The sequence below is a fragment of the Salinisphaera sp. RV14 genome (assembly GCF_052044135.1).
In the GTDB taxonomy this organism is placed as follows: Bacteria; Pseudomonadota; Gammaproteobacteria; order Nevskiales; family Salinisphaeraceae; genus Salinisphaera.
Genome location: NZ_JBQDYF010000017.1, coordinates 44373 through 69976, shown reverse-complemented (window position 1 = coordinate 69976; position 25604 = coordinate 44373). Strand labels below are relative to the sequence as shown.

21 protein-coding genes and 1 other RNA gene are annotated in these 25604 nt (G+C 65.3%); 11 read left to right on the top strand and 11 right to left on the bottom strand.

Going from position 1 to position 25604, the window contains the following annotated elements; all coding sequences use genetic code 11:
• The 4 genes from ACS8Y6_RS14825 to ACS8Y6_RS14810 form a co-directional block, all read left to right on the top strand.
• On the top strand, positions 1–787 hold a 787-nt coding region (locus ACS8Y6_RS14825), incomplete at its 5' end, for a hypothetical protein (RefSeq protein ID WP_440855879.1).
• 196 nt (positions 788–983) lie between these two features.
• Positions 984–2561, top strand: a complete 1578-nt coding sequence (gene ilvA / locus ACS8Y6_RS14820) for a threonine ammonia-lyase, biosynthetic (RefSeq protein WP_440849648.1) — start codon at positions 984–986, stop codon at positions 2559–2561.
• 21 nt (positions 2562–2582) lie between these two features.
• Positions 2583–3548: a cation diffusion facilitator family transporter gene (locus ACS8Y6_RS14815; RefSeq protein WP_440849649.1), complete on the top strand. Its 966-nt coding sequence runs from the start codon at positions 2583–2585 to the stop codon at positions 3546–3548.
• 2 nt (positions 3549–3550) lie between these two features.
• A complete protein-coding gene (locus tag ACS8Y6_RS14810) occupies positions 3551–4621 on the top strand; it encodes a glycosyltransferase family 9 protein (protein WP_440855878.1) in 1071 nt (356 codons plus the stop codon).
• Positions 4622–5045: 424 nt separating this feature from the next.
• Here ACS8Y6_RS14810 and ACS8Y6_RS14805 read toward each other — a convergent pair whose 3' ends face one another.
• The 10 genes from ACS8Y6_RS14805 to ACS8Y6_RS14760 form a co-directional block, all read right to left on the bottom strand.
• The gene (locus tag ACS8Y6_RS14805) at positions 5046–5522 is read right to left on the bottom strand and encodes an EVE domain-containing protein (protein WP_440849651.1); all 477 of its coding nucleotides are present in this window, start codon (positions 5520–5522) and stop codon (positions 5046–5048) included.
• 137 nt (positions 5523–5659) lie between these two features.
• Entirely contained in the window at positions 5660–6232 is a 573-nt protein-coding gene (locus ACS8Y6_RS14800) for a 5-formyltetrahydrofolate cyclo-ligase (protein WP_440849652.1), read from the bottom strand.
• A 26-nt stretch (positions 6233–6258) separates the two neighbouring features.
• Positions 6259–6440: non-coding RNA, 6S RNA (gene ssrS / locus ACS8Y6_RS14795), on the bottom strand.
• A gap of 59 nt (positions 6441–6499) precedes the next feature.
• Positions 6500–6847, bottom strand: a complete 348-nt coding sequence (locus ACS8Y6_RS14790) for a cell division protein ZapA (protein ID WP_440849653.1) — start codon at positions 6845–6847, stop codon at positions 6500–6502.
• 130 nt (positions 6848–6977) lie between these two features.
• Positions 6978–7175 (bottom strand): hypothetical protein, encoded by a 198-nt coding sequence (locus tag ACS8Y6_RS14785; RefSeq protein WP_440849654.1) that lies wholly within the window; start codon positions 7173–7175, stop codon positions 6978–6980.
• 150 nt (positions 7176–7325) lie between these two features.
• Positions 7326–8738 carry a DegQ family serine endoprotease gene (locus ACS8Y6_RS14780; protein ID WP_440849655.1) on the bottom strand — a complete coding sequence of 471 codons (1413 nt, stop codon included), beginning with the start codon at positions 8736–8738 and terminating at the stop codon, positions 7326–7328.
• A gap of 100 nt (positions 8739–8838) precedes the next feature.
• Positions 8839–9897 (bottom strand): protease SohB, encoded by a 1059-nt coding sequence (gene sohB / locus ACS8Y6_RS14775; RefSeq protein ID WP_440849656.1) that lies wholly within the window; start codon positions 9895–9897, stop codon positions 8839–8841.
• Between the two features lie 30 nt (positions 9898–9927).
• Entirely contained in the window at positions 9928–10929 is a 1002-nt protein-coding gene (gene hemH / locus ACS8Y6_RS14770; protein WP_440849657.1) for a ferrochelatase, read from the bottom strand.
• A 71-nt stretch (positions 10930–11000) separates the two neighbouring features.
• A complete protein-coding gene (locus ACS8Y6_RS14765; protein ID WP_440849658.1) occupies positions 11001–12350 on the bottom strand; it encodes a sodium-dependent transporter in 1350 nt (449 codons plus the stop codon).
• Positions 12351–12499: 149 nt separating this feature from the next.
• Complete coding sequence (locus ACS8Y6_RS14760) at positions 12500–13786, bottom strand: acetyl-CoA C-acetyltransferase (protein WP_440849659.1); 1287 nt, start codon at positions 13784–13786, stop codon at positions 12500–12502.
• A 263-nt stretch (positions 13787–14049) separates the two neighbouring features.
• Between ACS8Y6_RS14760 and groES the strand changes: the two genes are divergently transcribed.
• From groES to ACS8Y6_RS14735, 5 genes are all read left to right on the top strand, one after another.
• Complete coding sequence (gene groES / locus ACS8Y6_RS14755; protein ID WP_440849660.1) at positions 14050–14337, top strand: co-chaperone GroES; 288 nt, start codon at positions 14050–14052, stop codon at positions 14335–14337.
• Positions 14338–14396: 59 nt separating this feature from the next.
• Positions 14397–16043: a chaperonin GroEL gene (gene groL / locus ACS8Y6_RS14750; RefSeq protein WP_440849661.1), complete on the top strand. Its 1647-nt coding sequence runs from the start codon at positions 14397–14399 to the stop codon at positions 16041–16043.
• A gap of 327 nt (positions 16044–16370) precedes the next feature.
• On the top strand, positions 16371–19178 hold the full coding sequence (glnE, locus tag ACS8Y6_RS14745) for a bifunctional [glutamate--ammonia ligase]-adenylyl-L-tyrosine phosphorylase/[glutamate--ammonia-ligase] adenylyltransferase (RefSeq protein ID WP_440849713.1): 2808 nt from the start codon (positions 16371–16373) through the stop codon (positions 19176–19178).
• A 287-nt stretch (positions 19179–19465) separates the two neighbouring features.
• Positions 19466–20416 carry an ADP-glyceromanno-heptose 6-epimerase gene (rfaD, locus tag ACS8Y6_RS14740; protein WP_440849662.1) on the top strand — a complete coding sequence of 317 codons (951 nt, stop codon included), beginning with the start codon at positions 19466–19468 and terminating at the stop codon, positions 20414–20416.
• Between the two features lie 183 nt (positions 20417–20599).
• Positions 20600–21355 carry a 3-deoxy-D-manno-octulosonic acid kinase gene (locus ACS8Y6_RS14735; protein ID WP_440849663.1) on the top strand — a complete coding sequence of 252 codons (756 nt, stop codon included), beginning with the start codon at positions 20600–20602 and terminating at the stop codon, positions 21353–21355.
• Here the strand turns inward: ACS8Y6_RS14735 and ACS8Y6_RS14730 are convergent.
• Positions 21328–22284, bottom strand: coding sequence for a lysophospholipid acyltransferase family protein (locus tag ACS8Y6_RS14730; RefSeq protein ID WP_440849664.1), 957 nt, complete (start codon positions 22282–22284; stop codon positions 21328–21330). The genes ACS8Y6_RS14735 and ACS8Y6_RS14730 overlap by 28 nt on opposite strands.
• A gap of 123 nt (positions 22285–22407) precedes the next feature.
• Between ACS8Y6_RS14730 and hldE the strand changes: the two genes are divergently transcribed.
• Together hldE and ACS8Y6_RS14720 are read left to right on the top strand one after the other, a co-directional pair.
• Positions 22408–23862: a bifunctional D-glycero-beta-D-manno-heptose-7-phosphate kinase/D-glycero-beta-D-manno-heptose 1-phosphate adenylyltransferase HldE gene (gene hldE / locus ACS8Y6_RS14725; protein WP_440849665.1), complete on the top strand. Its 1455-nt coding sequence runs from the start codon at positions 22408–22410 to the stop codon at positions 23860–23862.
• 78 nt (positions 23863–23940) lie between these two features.
• Positions 23941–25227 (top strand): 3-deoxy-D-manno-octulosonic acid transferase, encoded by a 1287-nt coding sequence (locus ACS8Y6_RS14720; protein ID WP_440855877.1) that lies wholly within the window; start codon positions 23941–23943, stop codon positions 25225–25227.
• Positions 25228–25604 lie beyond the last annotated feature (377 nt).

Sequence of the window (25604 nt, the reverse complement as noted above, 5' to 3'; positions counted from 1 at the left end):
CAAAACAGCGCTTGTCCCTTCGGGTTGGGCCGCCCATAAAATCAACCAGGGCGCCAATACGACGTTGCGCGTCTTGATCGTGGCACGCCACGACCGGCGACGCGCGCCTTGTCTGGACGAATTTGCGGTCTCCAACGCGGCACGTGTACGAAACGGCAACAGGCCCGAAGAATCATCTATTTTGTGCCGGGTTAATAACGAAGCGCTGATCGTCTCCAAGCCGAGTCGCGCGTCCGTCTCGGATAGAGAGTACCGTTTTCTCATCGAGCGCGGGCTTGTCGTACACTCACCGGCCCACGCCGACGCCCCTGATTGGCTGTGTGCTGTTGCATCGATATCCGGGATATCATCGCCCGGCGATCGGCGCTTGCCGATCTCGAGACCAACACAGGGAACAGCACCCAATCCGGCTGGACGATCGGCGTGTTTTAAGGCGGGAAAGGCAGGAAGACCCGACCCATCAACATCAAGAGCGTTCTTGATGACGTATAACGTACCTTCAGAAGGCTTGGCAACGCGAGCGCTCGCGCGCCTGAAGCAGCAACGCATTGATCTTGCTTCGTATTTGCATTTATTCGCGTGCATCTGCGGACAAAATGCCCTGGCTTATTCAGCCCGCTGCGTGCCGCACATAATCAAGAGCCTTATTGAATCGCCGGCGCGCTTGACGGCTGAATGCGAACGCGAAATCAACGGCGAGCTCAGCGCCGAACGCCGTTGCTATGTCAATTCGCGGCCCGCCGATGCCGAATCGTTCGGTGCGGCGCCGCGGCGCTATGCTATTTGACTCTCTAACCTGTTGCGCCCGACAACGCCGCATCGGGGGCAAACGCCACAAGAGCGGCCGAGACGAGAACTATCGGGGCAAGGTACTGGCGTTGGTCGCCTGATTTATGCGCGATCGCCCTGCTCGGACAAGGCCGATCGTGGTCGCGGCCGCGCCAAAGGTTTAGCATGAGGCGTTTTTCCAAGCCGTGTGCGCCATGAACAGCAGCCTCAAACAGACCGCCCTCGGCGGTTCGGCCCCGGCCGTCGATGTCGGCGACGCCGAATATCTCAAGCGAATCAATGCGGCGCGGGTCTACGACGTGGCGATCGAGACGCCGCTGGTGGAAGCCGCGCAACTGAGTCAGCGCATCGGCAACCGGCTGTTCTTGAAGCGCGAGGATCTGCAGCCGGTGCATTCGTTCAAGCTGCGGGGCGCTTACAACAAGATCTCGCATCTGACCGAAGAAGAGAAGGCGCGCGGCGTGATCTGTGCCTCGGCGGGCAACCATGCCCAGGGCGTGGCGCTGGCCGGGCGCAATCTCGGTATTCGCGCGGTGATTGTCATGCCCCGGACCACACCGCAGATCAAGGTGAGCGCGGTGGCCGGCTTCGGCGGCGAGATTGTGCTGCACGGCGACGGCTATGACGAAGCCGCGGCCCATGCCGCCGAGATCATGGAACGCGACGGCCTGGTCTATATCCATCCCTACGACGATCCCTATGTGATCGCCGGGCAGGGCACCATCGGCATGGAGATCGTGCGCCAGCACCCGCAGCCGATTCATGCCGTGTTCGTCTGCGTCGGCGGCGGTGGCATGCTGGCCGGCGTGGCGGCCTACATCAAGAGCGTGCGCCCGGACATTCGTGTGATCGGCGTCGAACCGGAGGATGCCGCCAGCATGGGCGCGTCGCTGGCCGCCGGCGAGCGTGTGACGCTCGACGAGGTCGGGCTGTTCGCCGACGGCGTCGCGGTGAAAAAGGTGGGCGAGGAAACATTCCGCGTCTGCCAGCGGCACGTGGACGCGATGATGACCGTGTCCATCGACGAGATGTGCGCGGCCATCCGCGACGTCTACGAGGACACGCGTGCACTGACCGAGCCGGCGGGCGTGCTGGCGGTGGCCGGGGCGAAGAAATACGCGGCCGAGACCGGGATCGAGAACGAGGATCTGGTCGCCATCACCTCGGGGGCCAACGTCAATTTCGACCGGCTGTCGTATATCGCCGAGCGCGCCGAGCTCGGTGAGCAGCGGGAAGCGCTGCTGGCGGTTACCATGCCCGAACGGCCGGGCGCATTCCTGCAGTTCTGCCGTACCGTCGGCGATCGCTCGATCACCGAGTTCGGTTATCGCTACGCCGACGACACACGCGCCCAGATCTTTGCCGGCATCAAGCTCAGCAACGGTATCGCCGAACGCGATGCCCTGATCGATACGCTCCGAGGCGCCGGCTACGACGTGCTCGATATGTCGCGCAACGAAATGGCCAAGCTGCATGTGCGGCACATGGTCGGCGGGCGCGCAGCCGGCGCCGGCTCGGAAGTGTTGTTCCGGGTGGAGTTCCCGGAGCGCCCGGGCGCACTGCTGCGCTTTCTCGAGGCGATGGGCGATCGCTGGAACATCTCGTTGTTCCATTATCGCAACCATGGGCATGCGCACGGCCTGGTACTGTTGGGGATTCAGGTCGCGCCCGATGAGCGGGCCGACTGTCGTGCCGCGCTCGATGCCATCGGCTACGATTACGCCGAGGAAACCGACAACCCGGTCTATCAACGGTTTCTGCAGGCCGGTTGAGACGCTCGCCGAGACGGATCGATGTCGGAATCCAATTCGAAGACGGTTGTGCTGGCCGCCCTGACCGGGAACTTGCTGATCGCGATCAGCAAGTTCATCGCCTCGATCTTCAGCGGCAGTACGGCGATGCTGGCCGAGGGCATTCACTCGGTCATCGATACCGGCAACCAGGCGCTGATGCTCTACGGGATGAGGCGGGCGAAGAAGCCGCCCGACGCCAAGTATCCGTTCGGCTATGGCAAGGAGATCTATTTCTGGAGCTTCATGGTCGCGGTGTTGCTGTTCACGCTCGGCGCGGGCATCTCGATCTATGAAGGCATCGAGAAGGTCATGCATCCGCATGCGATCGATCATCCGCTGATCAACTACGGCGTGCTGGGTCTGGCCGTGCTGTTCGAGGGCACGAGCTGGTCGATCGCGGCCAAGGAGTTCCGGCGCGTGAAGGGCAGCTGGGGCGTGCTCGAGGCGGTTCGTCGCGGCAAGGATCCGAACAAGTTCCTGGTGTTGTTCGAGGATACGGCGGCGATTGCGGGCCTGCTGCTGGCCGGCGCGGGGCTGGCGCTGGTGCAGTTTACCGGGATCGAAATCTTCGATGGCCTTGCCTCGATCGGTATCGGCGGCATCCTCGCGTTTTCCTCGGTGTGGCTGGCGGTCGAGACCAAGGGCTTGTTGATCGGCGAGTCCGCCAACCAGTACGTGGTGCAGCAGATCGAGGACATCGCGAGCCGCCATCCGGCGGTGGCCCGGGTCAACGAAGTGCCGACCATGCATATCGGGCCGGAATATGTGCTCGCCAATATCAGCCTGCGCTTCAAGCCGGGCCTGTCCGGGGAAGCGCTTCAGAACGCCATCGCCGACATGGACCGCCGGATCAAGACCGAGTGCCCCACGGTGAAACGCATCTTCATCGAGGCCGAGCACGAAGCGGACAAGCCGCCGTCGCACGCGGACGCGGCAGACACGCACAAGGAAGAAGTCGGCGACTGATCATGTCCGACCGAACTCTGCCAGCGCAGGTGCCGCGCCGCGTCTGTATCCTGCGGCTGTCCGCGCTCGGTGACTGCGCCAACGTTGTGCCGGTGGTGCATACGCTGCAAGCGGCCCGTCCCGACATCGAGATCGGCTGGGTGATCAACCGGACCGAGGCGAAGCTGGTGGCCGATCTGCCGGGCGTCGAGTGCCTGGTCTACGACAAGCGCGGCGGGCGCTCGGCGATCGTCGCGCTCAAGCGTCAATTGGCCGGTCGCCGCTTTGATGCGCTGCTGAACATGCACGCGAGTTGGCGCGCCAACCGCGTCAGCCGCCTGATATCCGCCAAGCGTCGTATCGGCTTCGACAGACGCCGGTCGCGGGACGGGCAGCGTCTATTCGTGCACGAACGTATTCCGCCGGTGGCCAGCCGCCATGTGGTGGATGGCTTTCTGGGCTTTGCTGCGGCCATCGGCGCCGCGCAACCCGTGTTCGACTGGCGGGTGCCGATCGCCGATGTCGACCGCGCGCATGCCGGCGCTTTGCTGTATGCGGCGCGCGACCCGCGCCCGATCCTGTTCATCAGTCCGTGTTCGAGCCATGCAATGCGCAACTGGGCGGCCGAGCGCTATGCCGCGGCGGCCGATCATGCGATACGGGCTCACGGAATGCGTTGCGTGCTGGTGGGCGGGCCGAGCCGGGCCGAACGCGCCGCGGGTGAGGCGATCCGGGGCGCCATGCGCGAGCCGGCGACCGATCTCATCGGGCAAACCAATCTCAAGCAACTGCTGGCACTGTTCGAGCACGGTCGAATCCTGCTGACCCCCGATTCCGGGCCGGCGCATATGGCGAATGCCACCGACATCGCCACCATCAGTCTGCATGCCGCGACCGATCCGCGTCGCAGCGGTGCGTACCGGTCGCGCGACCTGTGCGTGGACTACTTCGCCGAGGCCGCGTCGCACTATCGCAACAGCACGCCGGATGCGGTGAAGTGGGGCACACGGATCGAGGACGATGCCGGGGTGATGGGGTTGATTCCGGTGGCGGCGGTTACGGCGCGGATCGATGAGGTGATGGGGCGCCCGTAGCGGATGTAGTCGTTTGTCGGCGCCGACATCCAACACGGGGTACCGCGACGCGCCGAATTGCATCGAACCCGCGAGTTTTCCAAGCGCGAACGGGCGGTTTCGGCAGCCAAAATATTGAACCACGAGGTGAGTTGGGCTCTGGTTTCGCAATGCCGTGCGAGTCCCTTCTTTTGCTTGCTCAAAAGAGGAGGTAGACAACCCCTTATTCCGCCTAACGAATTTAAAAACAATGCCTTGCCGGTAGGTCGGATTAGCGCGCAGCGCGTAATCCGACGCTCAATCGGCGAGTTCCGAGGCTCGGCTGTCGGATTACGGTGCAAGCACCTAATCCGACCTCCGTCACTGCAGTGCCATACGCCAGTCGCGTACGTGAATCCGTGTGCGCCCGGCACCCCCTTTGGCATACGACGCGGCTTCGGGCTGCCTATTCCTCGCCGGCATGCTCCATGCCGAGAATGAAGTCCCAGTGTTTCTTGTCGATCGGCATCACCGACAGCCGGTTGCCTTTACGCACCAGCGGCAGGCCGTCGAGTTCGTCGGCGTGGTCCTTGATTTCGGACAGTGGAATTACACGCTCCAGCTCGCGCTCGTAGGTGACGTCCACTCGGTACCAGCGCGGCTTGTCCGGATCGGATTTCGGGTCGTAATGCGGATCCTTCGGGTCGAAGGCGGTCTCGTCCGGATAGCCTTCGCGCGAGATGCGCATGATGCCGACAACCCCGGGCACCTTCGTGTTCGAGTGATAGAAAAAAGCCAGGTCGCCCTCGCGCATGTCGTCGCGCATGAAGTTGCGCGCCTGATAATTGCGTACGCCGTCCCAGCCTTCGGTCTGCCGGGGACGGTTCTTCAGGTCCTCGATGCTGAATTCGTCCGGTTCGGATTTCATCAACCAGTAGCGCATGTGTCTCCTTATCGTGCGTGCGGGTCGATCGATTCTAGGGTTTGTCCGCATGCCATGCGAGAGCCGGCGATGCCGGTTGGGGGGCGGCACCATTCAGTCGAGGCCTGGTGGCCTTGTACATGCCGTGCCGGCGACCGTTACAGACGGCTGCGATACACGCGGCTTTCGGTCACCACGGCGGCCAGTTCGACATCCCATGGCTGGGGTTCGACGGCGTCGAGCCGCTGGCATTCGAAGGCGAGGCCGATGCGCGTCGGGCTGCGATAGGCCCGATCCCTGACCGGGGCCAGCGTGCGATCGTAGAAGCCGCCGCCGAGACCGATGCGATGGGCGTCGGCATCGAAACCGGCCAGCGGCATGACCAGCAAGTCGAGCGCGTTGACGGGGCGGCTCCAGCCGCCGGGCTCGTAGACGCCGAGCTCGGAGCGACGCCAGGCTCGCGCCGGGCGTATCGGCACGAACCGCAGGACACCGCCGACCACGCGCGGGTAGCAGATTACCCGCGGCGACCGGCCGAGCAGGGGGATCAGGGGGCGGGGGTCGATCTCGCTGGCCAGCGGCCAGTACAGGCCGATCCGGCGCGCGCGCTGCACGGCCGGCAGACGGGCCAGCCGCCGGCAGGCCGCACGCGAGGCGCGTTGACGGTCAACGGCGCTCAATCTCCGGCGGGCGGATAGAGCGGTCTTGCGCTGATCGGCGATTCGGGCCATGGGCAGGCGAGCGAACAAGAGGGACCGACATTCCCGCGCGTGCCGTCAGTCGTCCACTATCCTTGAGACAAGCGCTCAAGTGGGGCGTTCCGCGACGCATTAGGTTTCCCGCAGCAAGGCGGGCATACTCACCTGCGCCGGTTCCCACCCCTGGTTAGGTAATTAGGCTCAAGGGGAACCGGGAGACCGTCGAACACCGCAGGAATGCCGGTAGGTACATGGTACCCCCGGCCCGGGGCCGTGACAAACGCACGACCGATCAGGCTGTCACCCCGAGGAATCGAGTGCCGACTCAATCCGCAGCTGGAGCTGCGACAGGCGCTCCGTCATTTCCTCGTCGCTATCGGCAAGGCCCGCGTCGCGTCGCTCGACCTGGCGCTGCAGGTCCAGCAGGTCGCGCGCGATGTTGAGTGCGGCCATGATGGCGATCCGCTCCGAGCCCAGGGTCTTGCCCTGACGCTGGATCGCGCTCATGCGCTTGGACAGGTGTTCGGCCGAGCGCAGCAGCGCTTCGCGTTCGCCTTCGGGGCAGGTGACCGAGTAGTCGCGCCCGAGAATACGCACCGTCAGCGCGGTCTGTGTCTTGTCGCTACCCATGATGTCCGCCCGTGCCATGTGTCACGCCCCCATCGGGGACTCAGAGGTTGTCGCTCTCCGATTAAACCCGTTATCGCGTGCATTTGCATCCCGTGACGCCGGTGAGCCGACGCCAAGCCCGGCGATGGGCCGTGCTCGCGGCCGGCGGTTACACATTGCCGGCTTCGGCCTCGAGCGCCCGGATGCGTTCGATCACCCCATTCAAACGCTCTCGAATCTCGCGATTGCGCTGAGTCTCGGCTTCGTGGGCCGTCTGCAGGGCGTCGTAGTCCGCCTGCAGACGATGATAGGCGGCCAGCAGGGCATGGACTTGCGCTTCGAAGTCGGCGAGATCGAACTGGCTCATGACAGGCTCCTGCAACGCGTTCGAGTATAACGACGCGATCGAGGCAGACAAAACGACGGCAAATCGGCACCTTCCGGATGATACGCAACAAAAAGCCCGGCCGAAGCCGGGCTTTTCGCGGTCGGCGCCAACGGCGCCGGTTGCGGCAGTCTACTGTATCAACAGGAACAGCGCGCCCTGGCCGCGGCGGATATGCAGCAGCAGCTGCTTGGTATCCGGGCCGGCCAGCTTGTGCAGCTGGGAGACGCTGCTGATCTGATGCCGGTTGACCGACGTGATCACGTCGCCCGGCTGGAGACCCGCCTGGGCCGCGGGACTGCCGGCCTGCACGTGGGTGACCACCACGCCCTGCACCTGGCCCGACAGCGGGTTGTTGTCGGTCAATGGGCCGAACTGGGCGCCGGCCAGATTCCTGTTCAGCGAACCGCCGGTAGTGGCGTTGCCCGCGCCGGTCAGCGCGGAGGCCTTGGCCAGTGTGGCGTGCACCTGCATCTTCTTGCCGTCGCGCAGCAGGTCGATGGTCACCTTGTCACCCGGCGAACGCAGGCCGATGGCGTTCTGCAGGTCGGAGAAGTTGTCGATCTCCTTGCCATTGACGGCGGTGATTACATCACGCTGCTTGATGCCCGCCTTGGCGGCCGGGGAATCGGGCATGACCTGCGCGATCACCACGCCCTGGTCGATGTTCAAGCCAAAGGCCTTGGCCAGGGCCGGTGTCAGGTTCTGGCCGACCACGCCGAGCATGCCGCGCTTGACCTTGCCGTATTTGACCAGCTGGTGGTAAACGGTCTTGACCAGGTTCGACGGAATGGCGAAGCCGATACCGATGTTGCCACCCGACTGCGACAGGATCTCGCTGTTGATGCCGACCAGCTGGCCCTTGAGGTTGAGCAGCGCGCCGCCCGAGTTGCCGGGGTTGATCGACGCATCGGTCTGAATGAAGTTCTGATAGCGGCTGCCCTGTCCGTCCTCGGGGTTGCCGATGTGGCGGCCCAGGCCGGATACGATGCCCGAGGTCACGGTCTGACGCAGGCCGAACGGGTTGCCCACGGCGACCACGAAATCGCCGACCTGCAGCTTGTCGGAGTCGGCGAGCTTGAGCTGGGTGAGATTCTTGGCCTTGATCTGGATCACCGCCAGGTCGGTGGCCGGGTCCGTGCCCACGATCTTGGCCTTGAACTGCCGATTGTCCCGCAGCCGGACCTCGATCTTCTGCGCGTTACGGACAACGTGATTGTTGGTCACGATATAGCCCTTGTCCGCGTTGACGATCACCCCCGAACCGATGGCGGTCGGGTGTTGCATCTGCTGTTGTTGTTGCGGCGCGTTGAAGAACTGCCGGAAGAATGGATCGTTGAACAGCGGGTTGTTCGGCGTCTGCTGCGCCTTGCCGGTCACCACCACGTTGACCACGGCCGGCAACGTGTTGTGGAGCATCGGCGCCAGCGACGGGTCGTCACCGGACAGCATGCCGCTGGGAATGGACGCCTGAGCGCTCGTGCCCAGCAGCGCCAGGAGCAGGAGAAAGAAGGCGCGATAGCGCAGAGATGCGAGTTGTGTCATAGGTCCTTACTCGTCGGTGTCACCAAACGACCGGCCGTGCCGGCTACGTCCCCAGCCCTGTGACCGTCGAGATGCCGGGGAGTTTCATAACCGGCCCAAATCAATGCGTCCGGCGCCCGATTTCGGCCCGAATCAGGCCTTGTTCGTGCAGGGCCCTCGCCAGCACTCGACTGGCCTGACCGGTCAGGCGGGCGATCAGCCCCTGGGGCGCGTGCACGGCAATCGTGAACACGTCACGCCCGTCGCGGGCAGCGGCGAGCATGACCGCGTCGCTGGTGGCGATTTCGTCGACCAGCCGTTTGTCCAGCGTCTGGCGGGCGTACCAGTGCTCGCCGGTGGCCACCGCGTCGATATCCAGACCGGGGCGATGTTCGGCCACGAACGCCTTGAACAGGCCGTGCGTGTCTTCCAGTTCCTCGCGAAATTTTTCGCGGCCGGCTTCGGTGTTCTCGCCGAACACGGTCAGCGTGCGCTTGTAATCGCCGGCGGTGTGCATCTCGAAATCGATGTGTTTGTCGGACAACCAGCGATGGAAGTTCGGCAACTGAGCCACGACGCCGATCGACCCGATGATGGCGAAGGGTGCGGCGACGATGCGATCGCCGACGCAGGCCATCATGTAGCCACCGCTGGCCGCGACGCGATCGACCGAGATTGTCAGCCGGATACCGGCATCGCGCAGGCGCGCCAGTTGCGAGGCGGCAAGACCATAGCTGTGGACCATGCCGCCGCCGGATTCGAGTCGTAGCAATACTTCGTCGTCGGATTCGGCGACCTGGAGCAGGGCGTTGATCGATTCACGCAGTCCCTCGACCGCCGAGGCGCGGATATCGCCGTCGAAGTCGAGCACAAACAGGCGTTGCGGCGGGTGTTTCTTGCCAAGCTTCTCGGCCTTGGCTTTCTGTTTGCTTTCCTTCTTGCGCTGTTTGGCGCGCGCTTTCTTCTCGGCATCGTTGAGCAGGGCGTCCGAGAGCGTATCGGCCATGTGCTCCAAGTGGTCGTTGACACGCTCGACCCGAAGCCGGCGGTTTTTCTCGCGGCGCAGGCTGATCGCGCTCGAGGTCAGCACGATCGCCACAATGACGACGGCGGCCACCAGCGTTGCTGTCTTGGCGAGGAACAGCCCGTAGTTCAGACCAAAAGTGGCGAGCCAGTGCATAGCGTGCTCCGTAGTTCGGCGCCGCGCCGGTCAGACCCAGCCGGCCAGTTCTTCGCGAATAAGGCGCGCGAACATTTCGATATGATCGTCGCGATCGTTGAGCGCGGGAATATACCGTAACGCGTCGCCGCCAGCCTGCTCGAAGTAGCCGCGGTTCTCCTCGCGGATTTCTTCCAGTGTTTCCAGACAATCGGCCGAAAAGCCGGGGCAGATCACATCCACGGTATTGATGGCCGGATCTGCCCCCCAGGCTTTCATGGTTTTGTCGAGATATGGTTGGAGCCAGGGTTCGCGGCCGAAACGGGATTGGAAGCAGACCTTGTATTCGTTGCGCGACAGGCCGAGTTCCGTGGCCAGCAACTGCGCGGTGACGCCACAGTCGCGTGGGTAGGGATCGCCCTGCTTCACGTAGCGCTTGGGGATGCCGTGAAACGAGATCACCAGCCTGTCGCCGCGGCCGTGTTGCGCCCAGTGTTCGCGCACCGAGTTCGCGAGTGCGGCGATATAACCCGGGTCGTCGTGGTAGCGATTGATCTGGCGCAGCGCCGGCGGCTCCGGCCAGTTCTCGAGCACGGCGCCGACCTTGTCGAACGTCGTGGCGACCGTGGTCGCGGAATACTGCGGGTAGGCCGGCAGGATCAGGATCTTCCGGCAGCCGACGGCATGCAGTTCCCCGAGGCCCGACTCGATCGAGGGGTTGCCGTAGCGCATGCCCAGCGCCACATGCACCGGCCGCGACAATTGCGCATCCAGGCGGGCCTGGATGCCGGCCGCCTGGCGCCGGGCGTACACGATCAGCGGCGAGCCTTCGTCCATCCAGACCGAGCGATAGCCCTCGGCCGATTTCCGGGGCCGGAACGTCAGGATGATGCCGTACAGAATCGGCAGCCAAAGCGCCCGGTTGAGATCGATCACGCGGCGATCGCTGAGAAACTCGCGCAGATAGCGGCGTACCGCCGACACCGAGGTGTCGTCCGGGCTGCCCAGGTTGGTGAACAGCACACCGACCGGGGTGGATTCATCGCGGCGCATTATTGATCCTCGCTATCGACTCTGGTTCGGCGATACGTCAGGGTGATCGATTATAGATGCAACGCTTGGCATCAGAGGCCGAACACGCCCTGGATCAAGATCCAGACGATGCCGATCGGTGCGATGTAGCGTATGAAAAACAGCCATACCGGCGCCCAGTCCGCGGCGATCCGGCCGTGATTGGTTAACTCGCCGACCGTGGGACGGCCGACCACCCAGCCCACGCACAGCGCGGTCAACAGGCTGCCGATCGGCAGCGCGAGGTTACTGGTCAGATAATCCATCAGCCCGAAAATCGTCAGGCCGAATAGTTGCACGTGGTGCCAGATACCAAACGACAGCGACACCGGCACGGCCAGCGCCAGGCAGCCACCGCCACCGATCAGCGTGGCGTGGGCACGCTTCATGCCGTGTTCGTCGACCAGAAAACTCACCGCCGGCTCGAGAAGCGAAACCGAGGACGTGAGCGCGGCGAGGATGAGCAAAAAGAAAAACCCGATGCCAAACAGGTTGCCGGCCGGCATGGCCGCGAACACCGTCGGCAGCACCTTGAAGGTCGTGCCCGGGCCGCCGGCAGCGGGCGTGAGGCCGGCCGACATCATCGCCGGAATCACCATCAGGCCGGCCAGCAGCGAAACCAGCGTATTGAGTGCGACCACCGACAGCGCGTCGCGCCCGAGATCCTGCGTATCGGCCATGTAAGAGCCGTAGGTGATCATGCCGCCCACGCCGAGGGAGAGCGTGAAAAACGCCTGGCCGAGGGCGGCGGAGATCAGATGCCCGTTGATCGCCGACCAGTCCGGATGCAGGAAAAAGACGAGCCCGCGCGAAGCACCGGGCAGAGTGAGTGAGCGCAGCATCAGCAGAATGAGAATCACGAACAGCAGCGGCATGAACAGTTTCGCCATGCGCTCGATGCCGCCGGCCACGCCACCGATCACCACGGCGCCGGTCAACGCCATGAAAATGACCGCATAAATCAACGGCAGGATCGGGCTCGACACCAGGTGGCCGAACAAGGCGTTGAGCTGACCGGCGCTCGACTGCGTGAGCGTGCCCTGGATGGCATAAATGAAATAAGCGATGGCCCAGCCCGAGACCACGACATAAAACGAAAGGATGACCAGTGCGGTGACCACGCCAAGCGCCCCCACCGCCGGCCAGACGCCGCCGGCCAGCCGCCGGAACGCGCCGATCGGGTTGCGCTTGGCCATGCGCCCGAATACCAGTTCGGCCAGCAGCAGCGAGATGCCGAATACGAACACGCAGACCAGATAGACCACGAGGAAGGCGCCGCCGCCGTTCGAAGCGGTCATGTACGGGAACTTCCAGATATTGCCGAGCCCGATCGCCGAGCCGGCAGCCGCCATGATGAAGCCGAAGCGCGAGGCCCAGCCGCCGCGTGTCGGTGTCGCGCTCATGCGCGGACTCCGGCCGCGCGCGGCCGGCGGTGACGAATACGACGGGTCATAGGGGCATCAGGCGCTGGGTGATGCCGGGAAGGCTAAAGACAAAACGGGCATCAGGCCAGCGCCGCCGGCCCGATGCCCGTGCCCTGTCCAGGGCGGTACTACGGTTTTTCCAGAATCGCGGTCACGCCCTGGCCGCCGGCGGCACAGATGGAAATGAGCCCGCGTCCCGAACCGGCTTCGTCCAGGATCTTGGCCAGGGTGGCCACGATGCGCCCGCCCGTGGCCGCGAACGGATGACCCAGCCCGAGCGAGGAGCCCTTCACGTTGAGTTTCGACATATCGATCGAGCCCAGCGGCGCGTCGCGGCCGAGACGCTCGCTGCAGTATTTCTTCGACTCCCATGCCTTGAGCGTGCACAGCACCTGGGCGGCGAAGGCTTCGTGAATCTCGTAGAAGTCGAAGTCCTGCAGCGTCAGGCCCGCTGCGTCGAGCATTTCGGGCACGGCATAGGTCGGCGCCATCAGCAGCCCTTCGCCGCCGTCCACGTAGTCGACTGCGGCGGTGCGCGCGTAGGGCGTGAAGTAGGCCAGGATCGGCAGCGCGCGTTCCCGGGCCCAGTCTTCACTCGCCAGCAGCACGCTGGATGCGCCGTCGGTCAGCGGTGTGGAATTGCCGGCGGTCAGCGTGCCGTTGGCCTTGTCGAACGACGGCCGTAGCTTGGACAGTTTCTCCATGCTCGAATCCGGGCGCAGGTTGTTGTCGCGCTCCACGCCCAGATACGGGAACACCAGATCGTCGTAGAAGCCATCCACATACGCCTGCGCGGCATTCTTGTGGCTGGCGAGTGCCAACTCGTCCTGGGCGCGGCGCGAGATCTTCCATTCCTTGGCCATCAGCTCGCAGTGCTCGCCCATCGACATGCCGGTGCGCGGCTCGGACACGCCCGGCAGGTTCGGTACGAGATGACGTGGCCGAAGTTTGGCGAGCAGCTTGGCTCGCTCACCGCCGGACTTCGCGCGATTGATATCGAGCAGAATCCTGCGCAGCGCCTCGTTGACCGCAATCGGGGCGTCCGACGTGGTGTCGGTGCCGCCGGCGATGCCGGACTCGATCTGGCCCATGGCGATCTTGTTGGCAAGCAGAATCGTTGTTTCCAGGCTGGTGCCGCAGGCTTGCTGGACGTCGAAAGCCGGGGTGTGCGGATCCAGGTCGGTGCCGAGCACCGCTTCGCGCGTGAGGTTGAAATCGCTCGAGTGCTTGAGCACCGCGCCGGCCGCGACCTCGCCGATAAGCTCGCCGGCCAGGCGATACTTCTCCGACAGCGCCTTGAAGGCCGCCGTCAGCAGGTCCTGGTTCGACTGATGCGAATACGCGGTGTTGGAACGACAGAACGGGATCCGGGCGCTGCCGACGATGGCGACGCGACGCATTGTGGATTCGGCCATGGAACCTCCGGGATCGCCGAGAACACTCGGCATGACTTGACTCGTATCGCACGATACTGCCTCAGTTCAATTCCGACAAGATGACGTTTCACTTTTGGATCGGCGGCGGTGCGGGTTAAAAATTTGTGCGCCTGCTCTTGAAAGGGGGCCGCGAGGCCGCATCAATTGCGGTGATCAAGATTGCCAATCGGCAGTCTGGGTGGCGGCAATGAGCCGTCGGGCTTTTTATCAACAACCTTCACAGTTTCGAGGAGAAGGGTGGCATGAATATCCGTCCTCTACATGACCGCATCGTAATCAAGCGGATCGAAGAAGAGCAGAAGACGGCCGGGGGCATCGTCATTCCCGATTCCGCGGCCGAGAAGCCGCAGCGCGGCGAAGTGATCGCGGTCGGGAATGGCAAGCCGCTGGACAACGGCGAAGTCCGCAAGCCTGAAGTCAAGGTCGGCGACACGGTGATGTTCGGCAAGTTCTCGGGTACCGAGATCAAGGTCGACGGCGACGAAGTCGTCGTGATGCGCGAGGACGACATCCTGGCGGTGCTGGGTTAACAGCCCGTTTGGCGCATCCATTAGTCAACCACCAATCAACGAATCAAGGATAACGAGCAATGGCTGCTAAGGAAGTACGTTTCGGCGAAGACGCACGTCAGCGTCTGGTCCGCGGTGTCAACACCCTGGCCAACGCGGTGAAGGTCACGTTGGGTCCGAAGGGCCGCAACGTGGTGCTCGACAAGAGCTTCGGCGCGCCCACGATTACCAAGGACGGCGTCTCCGTCGCCAAGGAAATCGAACTTGAGGACAAGTTCGAGAACATGGGCGTGCAGATGGTCAAGGAAGTTGCTTCCAAGACCTCCGACGTCGCCGGCGACGGCACCACGACCGCCACGGTTCTGGCCCAGGCCATCGTGCGCGAAGGTGTGAAGGCCGTTTCCGCGGGCATGAACCCGATGGATCTCAAGCGCGGCATCGACAAGGCCGTCGACGCGGCCGTCGCCGAGCTGGCCAAGCTGTCCAAGCCGTGCGACGACGAAAAAGCGATCGCGCAGGTCGGCTCGATCTCGGCCAACTCCGACGAGGAAATCGGCAAGATCATCGCCGACGCGATGAACAAGGTCGGCAAGGAAGGCGTGATCACCGTTGAAGAAGGCTCCAGCCTGTTCAACGAACTCGACGTGGTCGAGGGCATGCAGTTCGATCGCGGTTACCTGTCGCCGTACTTCGTCACCGACAACCAGACGATGACGGCCGAGCTGGATAACCCCTACATCCTGCTGTTCGACAAGAAGATCTCCAACATCCGCGACATGCTGCCGCTGCTGGAGAACGTGGCCAAGGCCAATCGCCCGCTGGTGATCGTCTCCGAAGACGTCGAGGGCGAAGCCCTGGCGACGCTGGTGGTGAACAACATGCGTGGCATCGTGAAGGTCGCCGCCGTCAAGGCGCCCGGCTTCGGTGACCGTCGCAAGGCGATGCTGGAAGACATGGCGATCCTGACCGGCGGCCAGGTCATCTCCGAAGACATCGGCATGACCCTGGAAAACGCCACCCTGGATCACCTCGGCGAGGCCAACAAGGTCCAGATCTCGAAGGAAAACACCACCATCATCGATGGCAAGGGTTCCAACGACGACATCGAGGGCCGCATCAAACAGATCCGTGCGCAGATCGAGGACTCCTCCTCGGACTACGACAAGGAGAAGCTGCAGGAACGCGTGGCCAAGCTCGCCGGCGGCGTGGCGCTGATCAAGGTCGGTGCCGCTACCGAAGTCGAGATGAAAGAGAAGAAGGCGCGTGTCGAAGACGCCCTGCACGCCACCCGTGCGGCGGTCGAAGAAGGCATCGTGCCCGGTGGCGGTGTGGCCCTGCTGCGTACGCTCAAGGCCATCGAAGCCGTCAAGGGCGCCAACGACGACCAGGACGCGGGCATCCGTCTGCTGCGTCGTGCGGTCGAAGAGCCGCTGCGCCAGATCGTGTTCAACAGCGGCGGCGAGCCGTCGGTCGTGGTCAACGAAGTGCTTTCCCACGAAGGCAACTACGGCTACAACGCGGCCACCGGCGAATACGGCGACATGGTCGAAATGGGTATTCTCGACCCGACCAAGGTCAGCCGTACCGCGCTGCAGAACGCGGCCTCCATCGCCAGCCTGTTGCTGACCACCGAGGCCACCGTGGCCGACGTCCCGGAGGACGACGACAAGGGTGGTGCCGACATGGGCGGCATGGGTGGCATGGGCGGTATGGGCGGCATGATGTAGTCGCCTGTCTCGCCTGATGCGAGCCTTGAAGAGCCCCGCCCCGTGCGGGGCTTTTTTTTGGGCTTGGGGGAATAGGCCTTGATCGCGTCCGGCCCGACTGTCGCCGCACGCGGCGCCCCGGCGATGGGCGCCCGAAACCAGTCGAGCTATGCCGGGACAAGGCGCCCCGCTCGGCCCGGGCCATACCCTGGTATCCATGGGGCGTGCGCCATGGTCGTGAGTCACCCGGCCCGGTCGATGGTGAGCCGGGCTGGAGTTCGGCGCGCCGAATGAGACAGAATCGACGGCATGCCCACCACGCCGTTCCGAGGAAAAGCGCCATTGGCCGTGCCGCAACACGCCCCGATCGATCCATGCGCGGCGAGCGATTTCGTGGCGCGCTGGTATCGCCATTGCCTGGAAACATCGCCGGATTGGGTGGTCGCGGCCATGGCCGACTCGGCCACAGCGCTCGAGATTGATGTCGCGCGCTGGGTCCGCGAGTGCGGCGATGTCGACCCCGGCGCCGCGTTGCGCGGGGCCCGCAATGCGTTTCTGGTGGCGATCGCCTGGCGGGACCTGGCCGCAATCGACGGCCTGGACCGCGTGCTCGCGGATCTGTCCGCGCTGGCGGACCAATGTATCGAATACGCCTTGCGTCAGGCCGAGGCCGAAGTCGCCGAGCGTTTCGGCGCGCTGCGCAATCGGCAGGGCGGGGCGGTCCGGCTCATCGTGATCGGCATGGGAAAACTCGGCGGGCGCGAACTCAATTTTTCCTCCGATATCGATCTGATTCTCGCGTTCGATGAGTCGCGCGGCATCGAGATCGATGCCGATCTCGATGCGGCCGGTTACTTCCGGCGCGTGGCCCAGCGCATGGTCAAACTGTTGTCCGAAACGACGGCGGACGGGTTTGTCTATCGGGTGGACACGCGATTGCGCCCGTTCGGCGACGCCGGCGCGCTGGTCGGCTCGGTCGGGGCGATGGAGCAGTATTACCAGGCGCATGGGCGCGAGTGGGAGCGCTATGCCTGGATCAAGGCCCGGCCGGTAGCGGGCGACATCGAAGGCGGGCAGCGGTTGATCGCGACGCTGCGGCCGTTCGTTTATCGGCGCTATCTCGACTACGGCGCGTTCGAGTCGATCCGCGAGATGAAGGCGATGATCGATCGCCAGGTGGCGCGGCGCGACTCGCAGGCAGACGTGAAACTCGGCTACGGCGGCATTCGCGAGATCGAGTTCCTGGCCCAGGTCTTTCAGCTGGTCCGGGGCGGCCAGGAGCCCGAGCTGCAGGACAATCGGCTGCGCCCGACGCTGGCCCGGCTGGCCGAGAGCGGCCATCTGGCGGCCGCAACGGCCGAGCGGCTGGATGCCGGCTATGTGTTCCTGAGGCGGCTGGAAAACCGGCTGCAGATGGTGGACGATCGCCAGACGCACGAATTTCCGGCGGATGCCGGCGAGCGCGATCGACTGGCGCGTGCCATGGCAATGGCCGACGGCGACACCCTGGCCGCCGAAACCGAACGCGTGCGGCGCGAGGTCCACGCCTTGTTCGAGCAGGTCTTCGCCAGTCCCGATTCCAAGGAAACAGCCGGCGCCAGCGATCGGGAGCATGCCGCGCTCGAAGCGCTCTGGCAGCAGACGCTGTCCGCGGCCGAGGCCGACGATCTGCTCGAACGCTACGGCATCGAGGATACCGCGGCGGTACGCCAGGCGCTTGTGGATCTCCAGGACCAGCGCCGGTATCGCATTCTCGAGGCGCGCGGGCGGCGCTGGCTCGGCGAACTGATTCCGGCAGTGATCGCGGCGTCGGCGAACACCGACGACCCCGAGCGTTCGGTGCTGCGGACGTTGTCGGTGATCAGCGAGATCGTCGGGCGCAGCAACTACATCGCCTTGCTGGTGGAGTACCCGGCGGCCCTGTCGACGTTGATGCGGTTGTGCGGGGCCAGCGAATGGATCACCCAGCGCATCGCCGAACAGCCCGCGCTGCTCGACTCTTTTCTCGACCCGCGCCAGCTTTACCATCCCCCGCGCCGGTCCGAACTGGAGGCCGAGCTGGCCGACGATCTGTCGGCATTCGATGTGCTGGATCTGGACCAGCGCATGAACGCGCTGCGACGGTTCACCCAGAAGGCCATGCTGCGCATCGCCGCGGCCGACGTCACCAACGCCATGCCGCTGATGATCGTCTCCGATCATCTCACCGCGCTGGCCGAGGTCGTGCTCGAGGTCGCGCTCGGCATGGCCTGGGACCAGATGAGCGATCGCTACGGTGAGCCGCGCCTGGAAGACGGCCGGCGCGCGCCGTTCGCGGTGATCGCGTACGGCAAGCTCGGCGGGCTGGAGCTGGGTTATACCTCGGATCTCGATCTGGTGTTCGTCTACGACAGCCCATCGGAAGCGTCGACACAGGGCGGGCGGCGCGAGCTGACGCATCAGGTCTTTTTCACCCGCCTGGCGCAGCGACTGATTCATATCCTGTCCACCGCGACCCCGGCCGGGCGGGCCTACGAGATCGATATGCGGCTGCGGCCCTCGGGCAACGCCGGGCTCATGGTCACGCATATCCAGGCATTCGCTCGTTACCAGCGCGAGCAGGCCTGGACCTGGGAGCACCAGGCGCTGGTCCGGGCGCGGCCGGTGGCCGGTGCCCCCGGCCTGGGGGCGCGCTTTGCGGGCCTGCGCCGCGAACTGCTGGCCACCGAGCGCGATCCGGCCCGGCTGGCCGCCGAAGTGCGTTCGATGCGGCAACGGATGCGCCGGGTGAAGGACGAGACCACCGACCGGCGTTGGGATGTCAAGCAGATGCCGGGCGGTCTCATCGACATCGAATTCATGGCGCAGTACGCGGCTCTGGCCTACGGTCACGATTGTCCGGAACTGCTCATCTTTACCGACGCCATCCGTATTCTGGAGACCATGGAGTCGGCCCAGCGCGCCCGTTACGCGGATATCCGCACGATGACCCGTGCCTATCGCGATTACCGGCGCGTGGTGCATGCCGCCGCCTTGCAAGGTCAGCGCGCCATGATCGACCGGGGCAGCCGGCGTGAAGCGGAGCGTCAGGCCGTGGCCGATCTATGGGCACACTGGATAGATCGCCCGGCCGGCACGTCGAATGATTCGACCGATGTCCCCGGCGCGCCCGCGTGAGTCGAAGCAGGGGCGGGCCGACGATGGCGCCCGCACGTCACACGCCGGCGATATCGACGGCAACACGCCCTGGCGCAACGAGTTGATCGCGCCGACGGGCGGTGCGTACGCTGTCGCCATGGCGGTGCCGCGCCCGTGCGCCGGCCGGATCGCGCCGCGCGTCGTACCGCCGCCCGGCGCCCGCGGGTGGCCGGTTATACTGCCGTGGCCATGGCCGGGCGCGATGGCTGCCGACACGCGGAGATCGGGGCGGACGTGGCAGGTTTGTCGCAAGGGAGTTCATCGAAATGATCATTGTCACCGGGGCGGCCGGATTCATCGGCAGCAACATCGTCGCCGGGCTCAATGCCCGCGGTATCCGCGACATCCTGGTGGTCGACGACCTGACCGACGGCCACAAATGCCTCAACCTGGCCGATCTCGATTTCTCGGATTATCTGGAATACGACGAACTCGAGCGCCGCATGGCCGCCGACGACATGCCCCGGGGCGTCGATGCCGTGTTTCATCAGGGCGCCTGTTCGGATACGACCGAATGGGACGGCCGCTACGTCATGGCGCGCAACTTCACCTATTCGAAGACGCTGCACGCCTGGTGCGCCCAGCATCGCGTCCCGTTTTTGTATGCCTCGTCGGCGTCGGTCTATGGCATGGGCCCGGATTTCGTCGAGCGCCGCGAGGCCGAGGACCCGCTCAACATGTATGCGTTCTCCAAGTTCGCTTTCGACCAGTATGTGCGGGCCCGGGCCAAGACGAGACATTCGCAGGTGGTGGGTCTGCGCTACTTCAATGTCTATGGCCCGCGCGAAGGGCACAAGGGCCGCATGGCGAGCGTCGCCCGGCATTTTTCCAGCCAGATCGTCGAAGACGGCGAATGCCGTCTGTTCGCCGGCTCGGATGGCTATGGCGACGGTGAGCAGCGGCGCGACTTCATTCATGTCGATGACGTCGTTGCGGTCAATCTCTGGCTGTTCGATCACCCGCAGGTCTCGGGTATTTTCAATTGCGGCACCGGCCGGTCCCAGACCTTCAATGAGGTCGCGGACGCCGTGATCGCCTGGCATGGCCGGGGCGAGAAACGCTATATCCAGTTCCCGCAGTCGTTGCTCGGGCACTATCAGAGCTTTACCGAAGCCGACATGGGGGCGTTGCAGGCCGCCGGCTATCCGAACGCGTTCATGTCGGTGGAGCAGGGCGTGCCGCGCTATCTCGACTGGCTGGCCATGTACCGGACATAGCCGCATGTCGCTCGCCGCCCGCGACTGCCGCAACAAGCGCCCGAGACAGTATTTAATGTACCCCAGCCGCTTCAACCCGTGCTTGCCCCATGCTTGCAGTCGCCTGGCGCGGTTTTCGTTATGCCCCCGGCTTGGCGTGTTCCGTCCGGGCGCGGCTGTCGCGACGGGCCAGGAGATCGCCGGTTGAGTGGCCGGGATACTGTCGATACGGCCAGCGCCAGGCATGGCGGCGGCATTGCGATATGGGATGGCCGGGTTTTCGGCCGACAGCCGCCGGGCGCCGACTGGTTCGACCCGGAAGCCCTGCGCGCGCGCGACGCCCTGTTGTCCAGTGCGGCGGGCCGTGGAGCGGCTTATTTTTTTCGCGCCATGAACGAGGCGGTCTGGGTGCTGCGGCATTATCGACGCGGCGGTCTGCTGGCGCACCTCAATCCGGATCGCTACCTCTGGACCGGGGATATGCAAACACGCCCGGTGCGGGAGTTTCGGCTATTGGCGGCGTTGTACGAGCGGGGCCTGCCGGTGCCGAAGCCGGTGGCGGCGCGCGCCGTGTACCGGGCCGGCCTGGGCTACGGTGCGGACTTGATCACATGGGCCCTGCCGAACACCGAGCCGCTGGCCGACAGGCTCGGGCGCACGCCCATGCCGGCGGCGGGTTGGCACACCCTGGGCGGCGAGATCGCGGCGCTGCATCGTGCCGGGGTGTGGCATGCGGATCTGAACGCGCGCAATATTCTGACGGCCGGTAACGACCGAATTTATCTGATCGATTTCGACCGCGCGCGCTTTCGCGGGGCGGGCAGCTGGCGCCAGGCCAACCTGGCACGCCTGCGCCGTTCTCTCGACAAGTTCGCCGCTCGCGGGACGCGCTTTCATTTCGGCGAAGCGGATTGGCAGGCGTTGCGGACGGGCTATCGCGTCGCCTTCGGCGGTTTGTAGGGGTCGTAACCGTCGCGTTTGAAGCGCTGGTGTAACCAGAAATACTGCGCCGGATCCTCATTGACGACCGATTCGATAATCGCATTCATCCGGCGCGCATCGGCGGCTTCGTCCGGGCCCGGAAAATCGGTCAGCGGCGGTTTGATGATCAGCCGATAGCCCGCGCCGTCGGCGCGCCGCAGGGTGAAAAACGGAACGACGGTCGCCCGGGTCATTGCCGCCATGCGACTGACCGCCACATGGGTACGGGCCGGCTGGCCAAAGAAATCCACCACCGCGCTGAGCCGTTGGCCGGCTTTCTGGTCGCCGGCGTACCAGACGGCGTCGCCGCGGCGCAGCGCCGCAAGCAGGGCCACCACGTCGTTGTCCGCGATGCCGGCGCCGCCGATATGGGCTTCGCGTCGCCGGCGCATCACGCGTTCGACCACGGGATCCCGCGGCGGCTTGTACATGGCCGTGGTCCGGAACCCCAGCTCGGCCAGGTAGGGCTGCGCCATGCGCACCCCGAGTTCCAGCGATGTGGTATGCGCCGACAGCAGAATAATGCCGCGACCGCGGGTGGCGGCATCCTCCAGATGATGCAGGCCTTCGACATGGGCCAGACCGTCGACCTTGGCCTGGCTGCCCCACCAGCAGATTCCGGTCTCGAGCGCGCCCTGGCCGACCGAGCGGAAATGCGCGTCGAGCAGCTCGTGGCGTTCGGTATCCGACAAGTCCGGATAGCATAGCCTGAGGTTGATGTCGGCCACGCGCCGGCGCCCGGGCACGATATGCGCGGCGAGCCGCCCGAGTCCGGCGCCGAGCCCCATCTGGATCCGGTACGGGAGCTGGCTGAGCAGCCACCCGAGGCCCATCAGGAGCCAGCTGGGCCAGAAACGCGGGGCGATCAGACGCGGCTCGTCGTTGTGTTGGAGGTTGGAAACTGCCATTCAGCCTACGCGGGCCGGCGTGCGCTGCCGGCTGCCATTGTCGGGTCGCATCGGCGCGGCGCGCTACACAGCCTGCAACCGGCTTTGTATCATGCTCGAAACAGGCCCGCGAATAAACCCCGGATGGATCGGATCCCGTCGTTTACCGACAGCCGCGTTCTGGTTGTCGGCGATATCATGCTCGACCGCTACTGGTACGGCGACACTGGGCGTATTTCGCCCGAGGCGCCCGTGCCGGTCGTGCGTATCGGCGACGAGGAGCGTCGTCTGGGCGGCGCGGCCAACGTCGCGCTCAACCTGGCGCGGGTCGGGGCACGGACGCATCTGATCGGCGTCGTCGGTGAAGACGAGCCGGGCGCGGCCACGCGCGGCCTGCTGAGCGAGGCCGGGATCGTGGATAGCCTGGTCGACAGCCCCGGTCACCCGACCATCGCCAAGCTGCGCATCGTCAGCCGCAATCAGCAGCTCATCCGGCTGGACTTCGAGCGCTCGTTCGCACTCGACGGCGCTTTCGACCGCGCGGCTTTGCTGGCCCGGGTCCGCGCCGCGCTGGCGGCCACGGATGTGCTGATCTGTTCCGATTACGGCAAGGGAACGCTGGCTGATGTGGCCGAGATCATCCGTCTGGCCCGGGACGCGGGCGTGCCGGTGCTGGTCGACCCGAAGGGGCGCGACTGGCAGCGCTATGCCGGCGCCAATCTCATCACGCCGAACGCGGCCGAGTTCGAGGCCCATGTCGGCCGGGGCGCGCGCGAGATGGGCATGGATACCGAACGCTGGCTGACGACGCACGCCGCGGATACACGCCGCACGCTGGATCTCGAGGCGTTGTTGATCACGCGCAGCGAAAAGGGCATGAACCTGTTCGCCGCCGATGGCGATCTGCATCTGCCCGCGCGCGCGCGTGAGGTGTTCGACGTCACCGGCGCGGGGGACACGGTGATCGCCATGGTGGCGGCCGGTCTCGGCGCCGGCCTGAGTTTGTCGGACGCGGCCGCGGTGGCCAATCTGGCCGCGGGCATCGTGGTGGGCAAGCTGGGCACGGCGACGGTCAGTCCGGCGGAACTGCGTCAGGCCGCGCGCGCGCAACGCACCAGCGACCGCGGCGTGGTCGACGAGGACACGCTGGCCGAGTGGTTCGTGCAGGCGCATGCGCACGGTGAGCGGATCGTGATGACCAACGGCTGTTTCGATCTCCTGCATCCCGGGCATATCGCTTATCTGGAGGCGGCGCGGGCGCTCGGCGACTGGCTGGTCGTCGCGGTCAACGACGACGCCTCGGTCGCGCGCCTGAAGGGGGCGGGCCGGCCGCTCAATGATCTATCGCACCGCATGCAGGTCCTGCGCGGGCTGGCGGCCGTCGACTGGGTGGTGCCCTTCGCCGAGGACACGCCGGAACGGCTCATCTGCCGACTGCTGCCGGATGTGCTGGTCAAGGGGGGCGATTATGAGGTCTCCGGGATTGCGGGTGGTGCCTGTGTTCTCGAAGCGGGCGGCGAGGTGCGTACGCTCGAATTCGTGCCCGGCTTTTCGACCACGGCGATCGTGGCGCGGCTACGCGCCGACGACGATAGTTGACGGCGTCCTGCCGCCCCGCCGGCCACGCCTTGCCATGCTGACGCCGGGTGAGGCCGGTGGACGCCGCCGAGGCGCAACGTGATCTGGCGCTGGCTCTATTCCGGTCTGACCCGGCTCGTCCTGCCCGTGGCATTCGGCTACTTCGCCTGGCGCGGTCGCCGCGAGCCGGCCTATCGCGACCATTGGCGCGAACGGCTCGGCTTCTTGGACCCGGTCGACGGCCCCGCGTTGTGGGTGCACGCCGCGTCCGTGGGGGAAGTGATCCTGGTCACTCCCCTGATCGAGGCACTCATCGAATGCTACCCCGATCATCGTATGGTGTTGACCACGTTTACACCGACCGGGCGGGCCGAGGCCGCGCGGCGCCTTGGCGGCCGTGTCGCGCTTTGTTATCTGCCGCTCGACACGCCCGGCGCCACGCGCCGGTTCCTGCGTCGCATCGGCCCGGCGGCGGGAATTCTGGCCGAGACGGAGCTCTGGCCCAATCTCGTATCCGCCGCCGGGCGCGCGGGGGTGCCGCTCGTTCTGGTCAATGCGAGCCTGTCGGCACGCTCGGCGCGGCGGTATCGGCGTTGGCCTGTATCGCGGGCCGCGACCTTCATGCTGACGCGTTTTGCCCGAATCGCCGCTGCCGACAGGGTTCATGCCGAGCGATTCATTGCAGCAGGCGCGCCCGCGCGGGTCGTCGAGGTGACGGGCAACCTGAAATACGATCGTCGACAACGCCCGCATGCCGAAGCGGAGGCGCGTGAACTGCGGCAGACATGGCAGGCCGCGTCGCGGCCTGTCTGGCTGGCGGCCAGTACGCATGACAGCGAAGAAGCGCAGTTACTTGAAACCTTCGCTTTGCTCAGGGCGCGACACCCGAAGGCCCTGGCGGTGATGGCGCCGCGCCATCCGCAACGTTTCGAAGCGGTGGCGGGTCTGCTGGCGCGCGCTGGATGGCAGTACGCGCGCCGCAGCCGCCGCGACCCCGTCGATGATCGGACGGATATCGTGCTGGTCGACACCATCGGCGAGCTGGAAATGCTCTATGCGCTGGCGGATGTGGCGTTCGTCGGTGGCAGCCTGGCGCCCGGTGTCGGCGGTCATAATGTGATCGAGCCCGCGGCCGTGGGCTGTGTGTTCACAACCGGCCCCCATGTGGCCGAGTGGCGCGATGCGATGGCGCCGATGATCGAAGCCGGCGGCGCCGCGATCGCTCGGGACTTTTGCGACGTGGCCGACATCACCGCCGGTTGGCTGGAGGACCCGGACACGCGGCAAGCCGCGCGGCAACGCCTCGCGGCGACCGTGGCCATACACCGCGGCGCGCTCGGCCGGACGGTGCAACTGCTGAAAGAAGTGATCAGCACATCGTGCTGAAGCAGGCGCGCGCTATCCATCAACATCAACAGGCGTACGCCGCGCTGCCGCCGACTCGATGAACCGGAACAAAGCGCGGCGCGTATCGACGTTACCCCGTGCGCGAGTCCTGCAACGCCAGTACATCGCCTTATCTCGGCGCCTGCTCACGCCCCGCGGCGTTGCCGCCACTCACCGCATTTGCCCAGGGACGGCTCGTCGTCCCGTGGTTTCCAGGCATTGGTGAGCGGCGGTCATGGTGGCAGGGCAGCGGCGAACCGTATCGACGGCAGTATCGTGTGGCCCGCCCATCAAGGATCTTGCGCTTATGCGCCCACCGGATCGCCCCGAACGGCGGCATCGGACGTTGGGCCCGGGATGCATGTCGGCCTGGCCCG

Bases quoted from the DNA above. Each gene is read 5' to 3' on its own strand.
- hemH (WP_440849657.1), bottom strand. From the start codon at position 10,929: ATGCGCCGCGATGAATCCACCCCGGTCGGTGTGCTGTTCACCAACCTG.
- hldE (WP_440849665.1), top strand. From the start codon at position 22,408: ATGGATCGGATCCCGTCGTTTACCGACAGCCGCGTTCTGGTTGTCGGC.
- sohB (WP_440849656.1), bottom strand. From the start codon at position 9,897: ATGCACTGGCTCGCCACTTTTGGTCTGAACTACGGGCTGTTCCTCGCC.
- ACS8Y6_RS14810 (WP_440855878.1), top strand. From the start codon at position 3,551: ATGTCCGACCGAACTCTGCCAGCGCAGGTGCCGCGCCGCGTCTGTATC.
- ACS8Y6_RS14805 (WP_440849651.1), bottom strand. From the start codon at position 5,522: ATGCGCTACTGGTTGATGAAATCCGAACCGGACGAATTCAGCATCGAG.
- rfaD (WP_440849662.1), top strand. From the start codon at position 19,466: ATGATCATTGTCACCGGGGCGGCCGGATTCATCGGCAGCAACATCGTC.
- ACS8Y6_RS14780 (WP_440849655.1), bottom strand. From the start codon at position 8,738: ATGACACAACTCGCATCTCTGCGCTATCGCGCCTTCTTTCTCCTGCTC.
- groES (WP_440849660.1), top strand. From the start codon at position 14,050: ATGAATATCCGTCCTCTACATGACCGCATCGTAATCAAGCGGATCGAA.
- groL (WP_440849661.1), top strand. From the start codon at position 14,397: ATGGCTGCTAAGGAAGTACGTTTCGGCGAAGACGCACGTCAGCGTCTG.
- ACS8Y6_RS14730 (WP_440849664.1), bottom strand. From the start codon at position 22,284: ATGGCAGTTTCCAACCTCCAACACAACGACGAGCCGCGTCTGATCGCC.
- ACS8Y6_RS14760 (WP_440849659.1), bottom strand. From the start codon at position 13,786: ATGGCCGAATCCACAATGCGTCGCGTCGCCATCGTCGGCAGCGCCCGG.
- ACS8Y6_RS14785 (WP_440849654.1), bottom strand. From the start codon at position 7,175: ATGAGCCAGTTCGATCTCGCCGACTTCGAAGCGCAAGTCCATGCCCTG.
- ilvA (WP_440849648.1), top strand. From the start codon at position 984: ATGAACAGCAGCCTCAAACAGACCGCCCTCGGCGGTTCGGCCCCGGCC.
- ACS8Y6_RS14765 (WP_440849658.1), bottom strand. From the start codon at position 12,350: ATGAGCGCGACACCGACACGCGGCGGCTGGGCCTCGCGCTTCGGCTTC.
- ACS8Y6_RS14815 (WP_440849649.1), top strand. From the start codon at position 2,583: ATGTCGGAATCCAATTCGAAGACGGTTGTGCTGGCCGCCCTGACCGGG.
- ACS8Y6_RS14790 (WP_440849653.1), bottom strand. From the start codon at position 6,847: ATGGCACGGGCGGACATCATGGGTAGCGACAAGACACAGACCGCGCTG.
- ACS8Y6_RS14800 (WP_440849652.1), bottom strand. From the start codon at position 6,232: ATGGCCCGAATCGCCGATCAGCGCAAGACCGCTCTATCCGCCCGCCGG.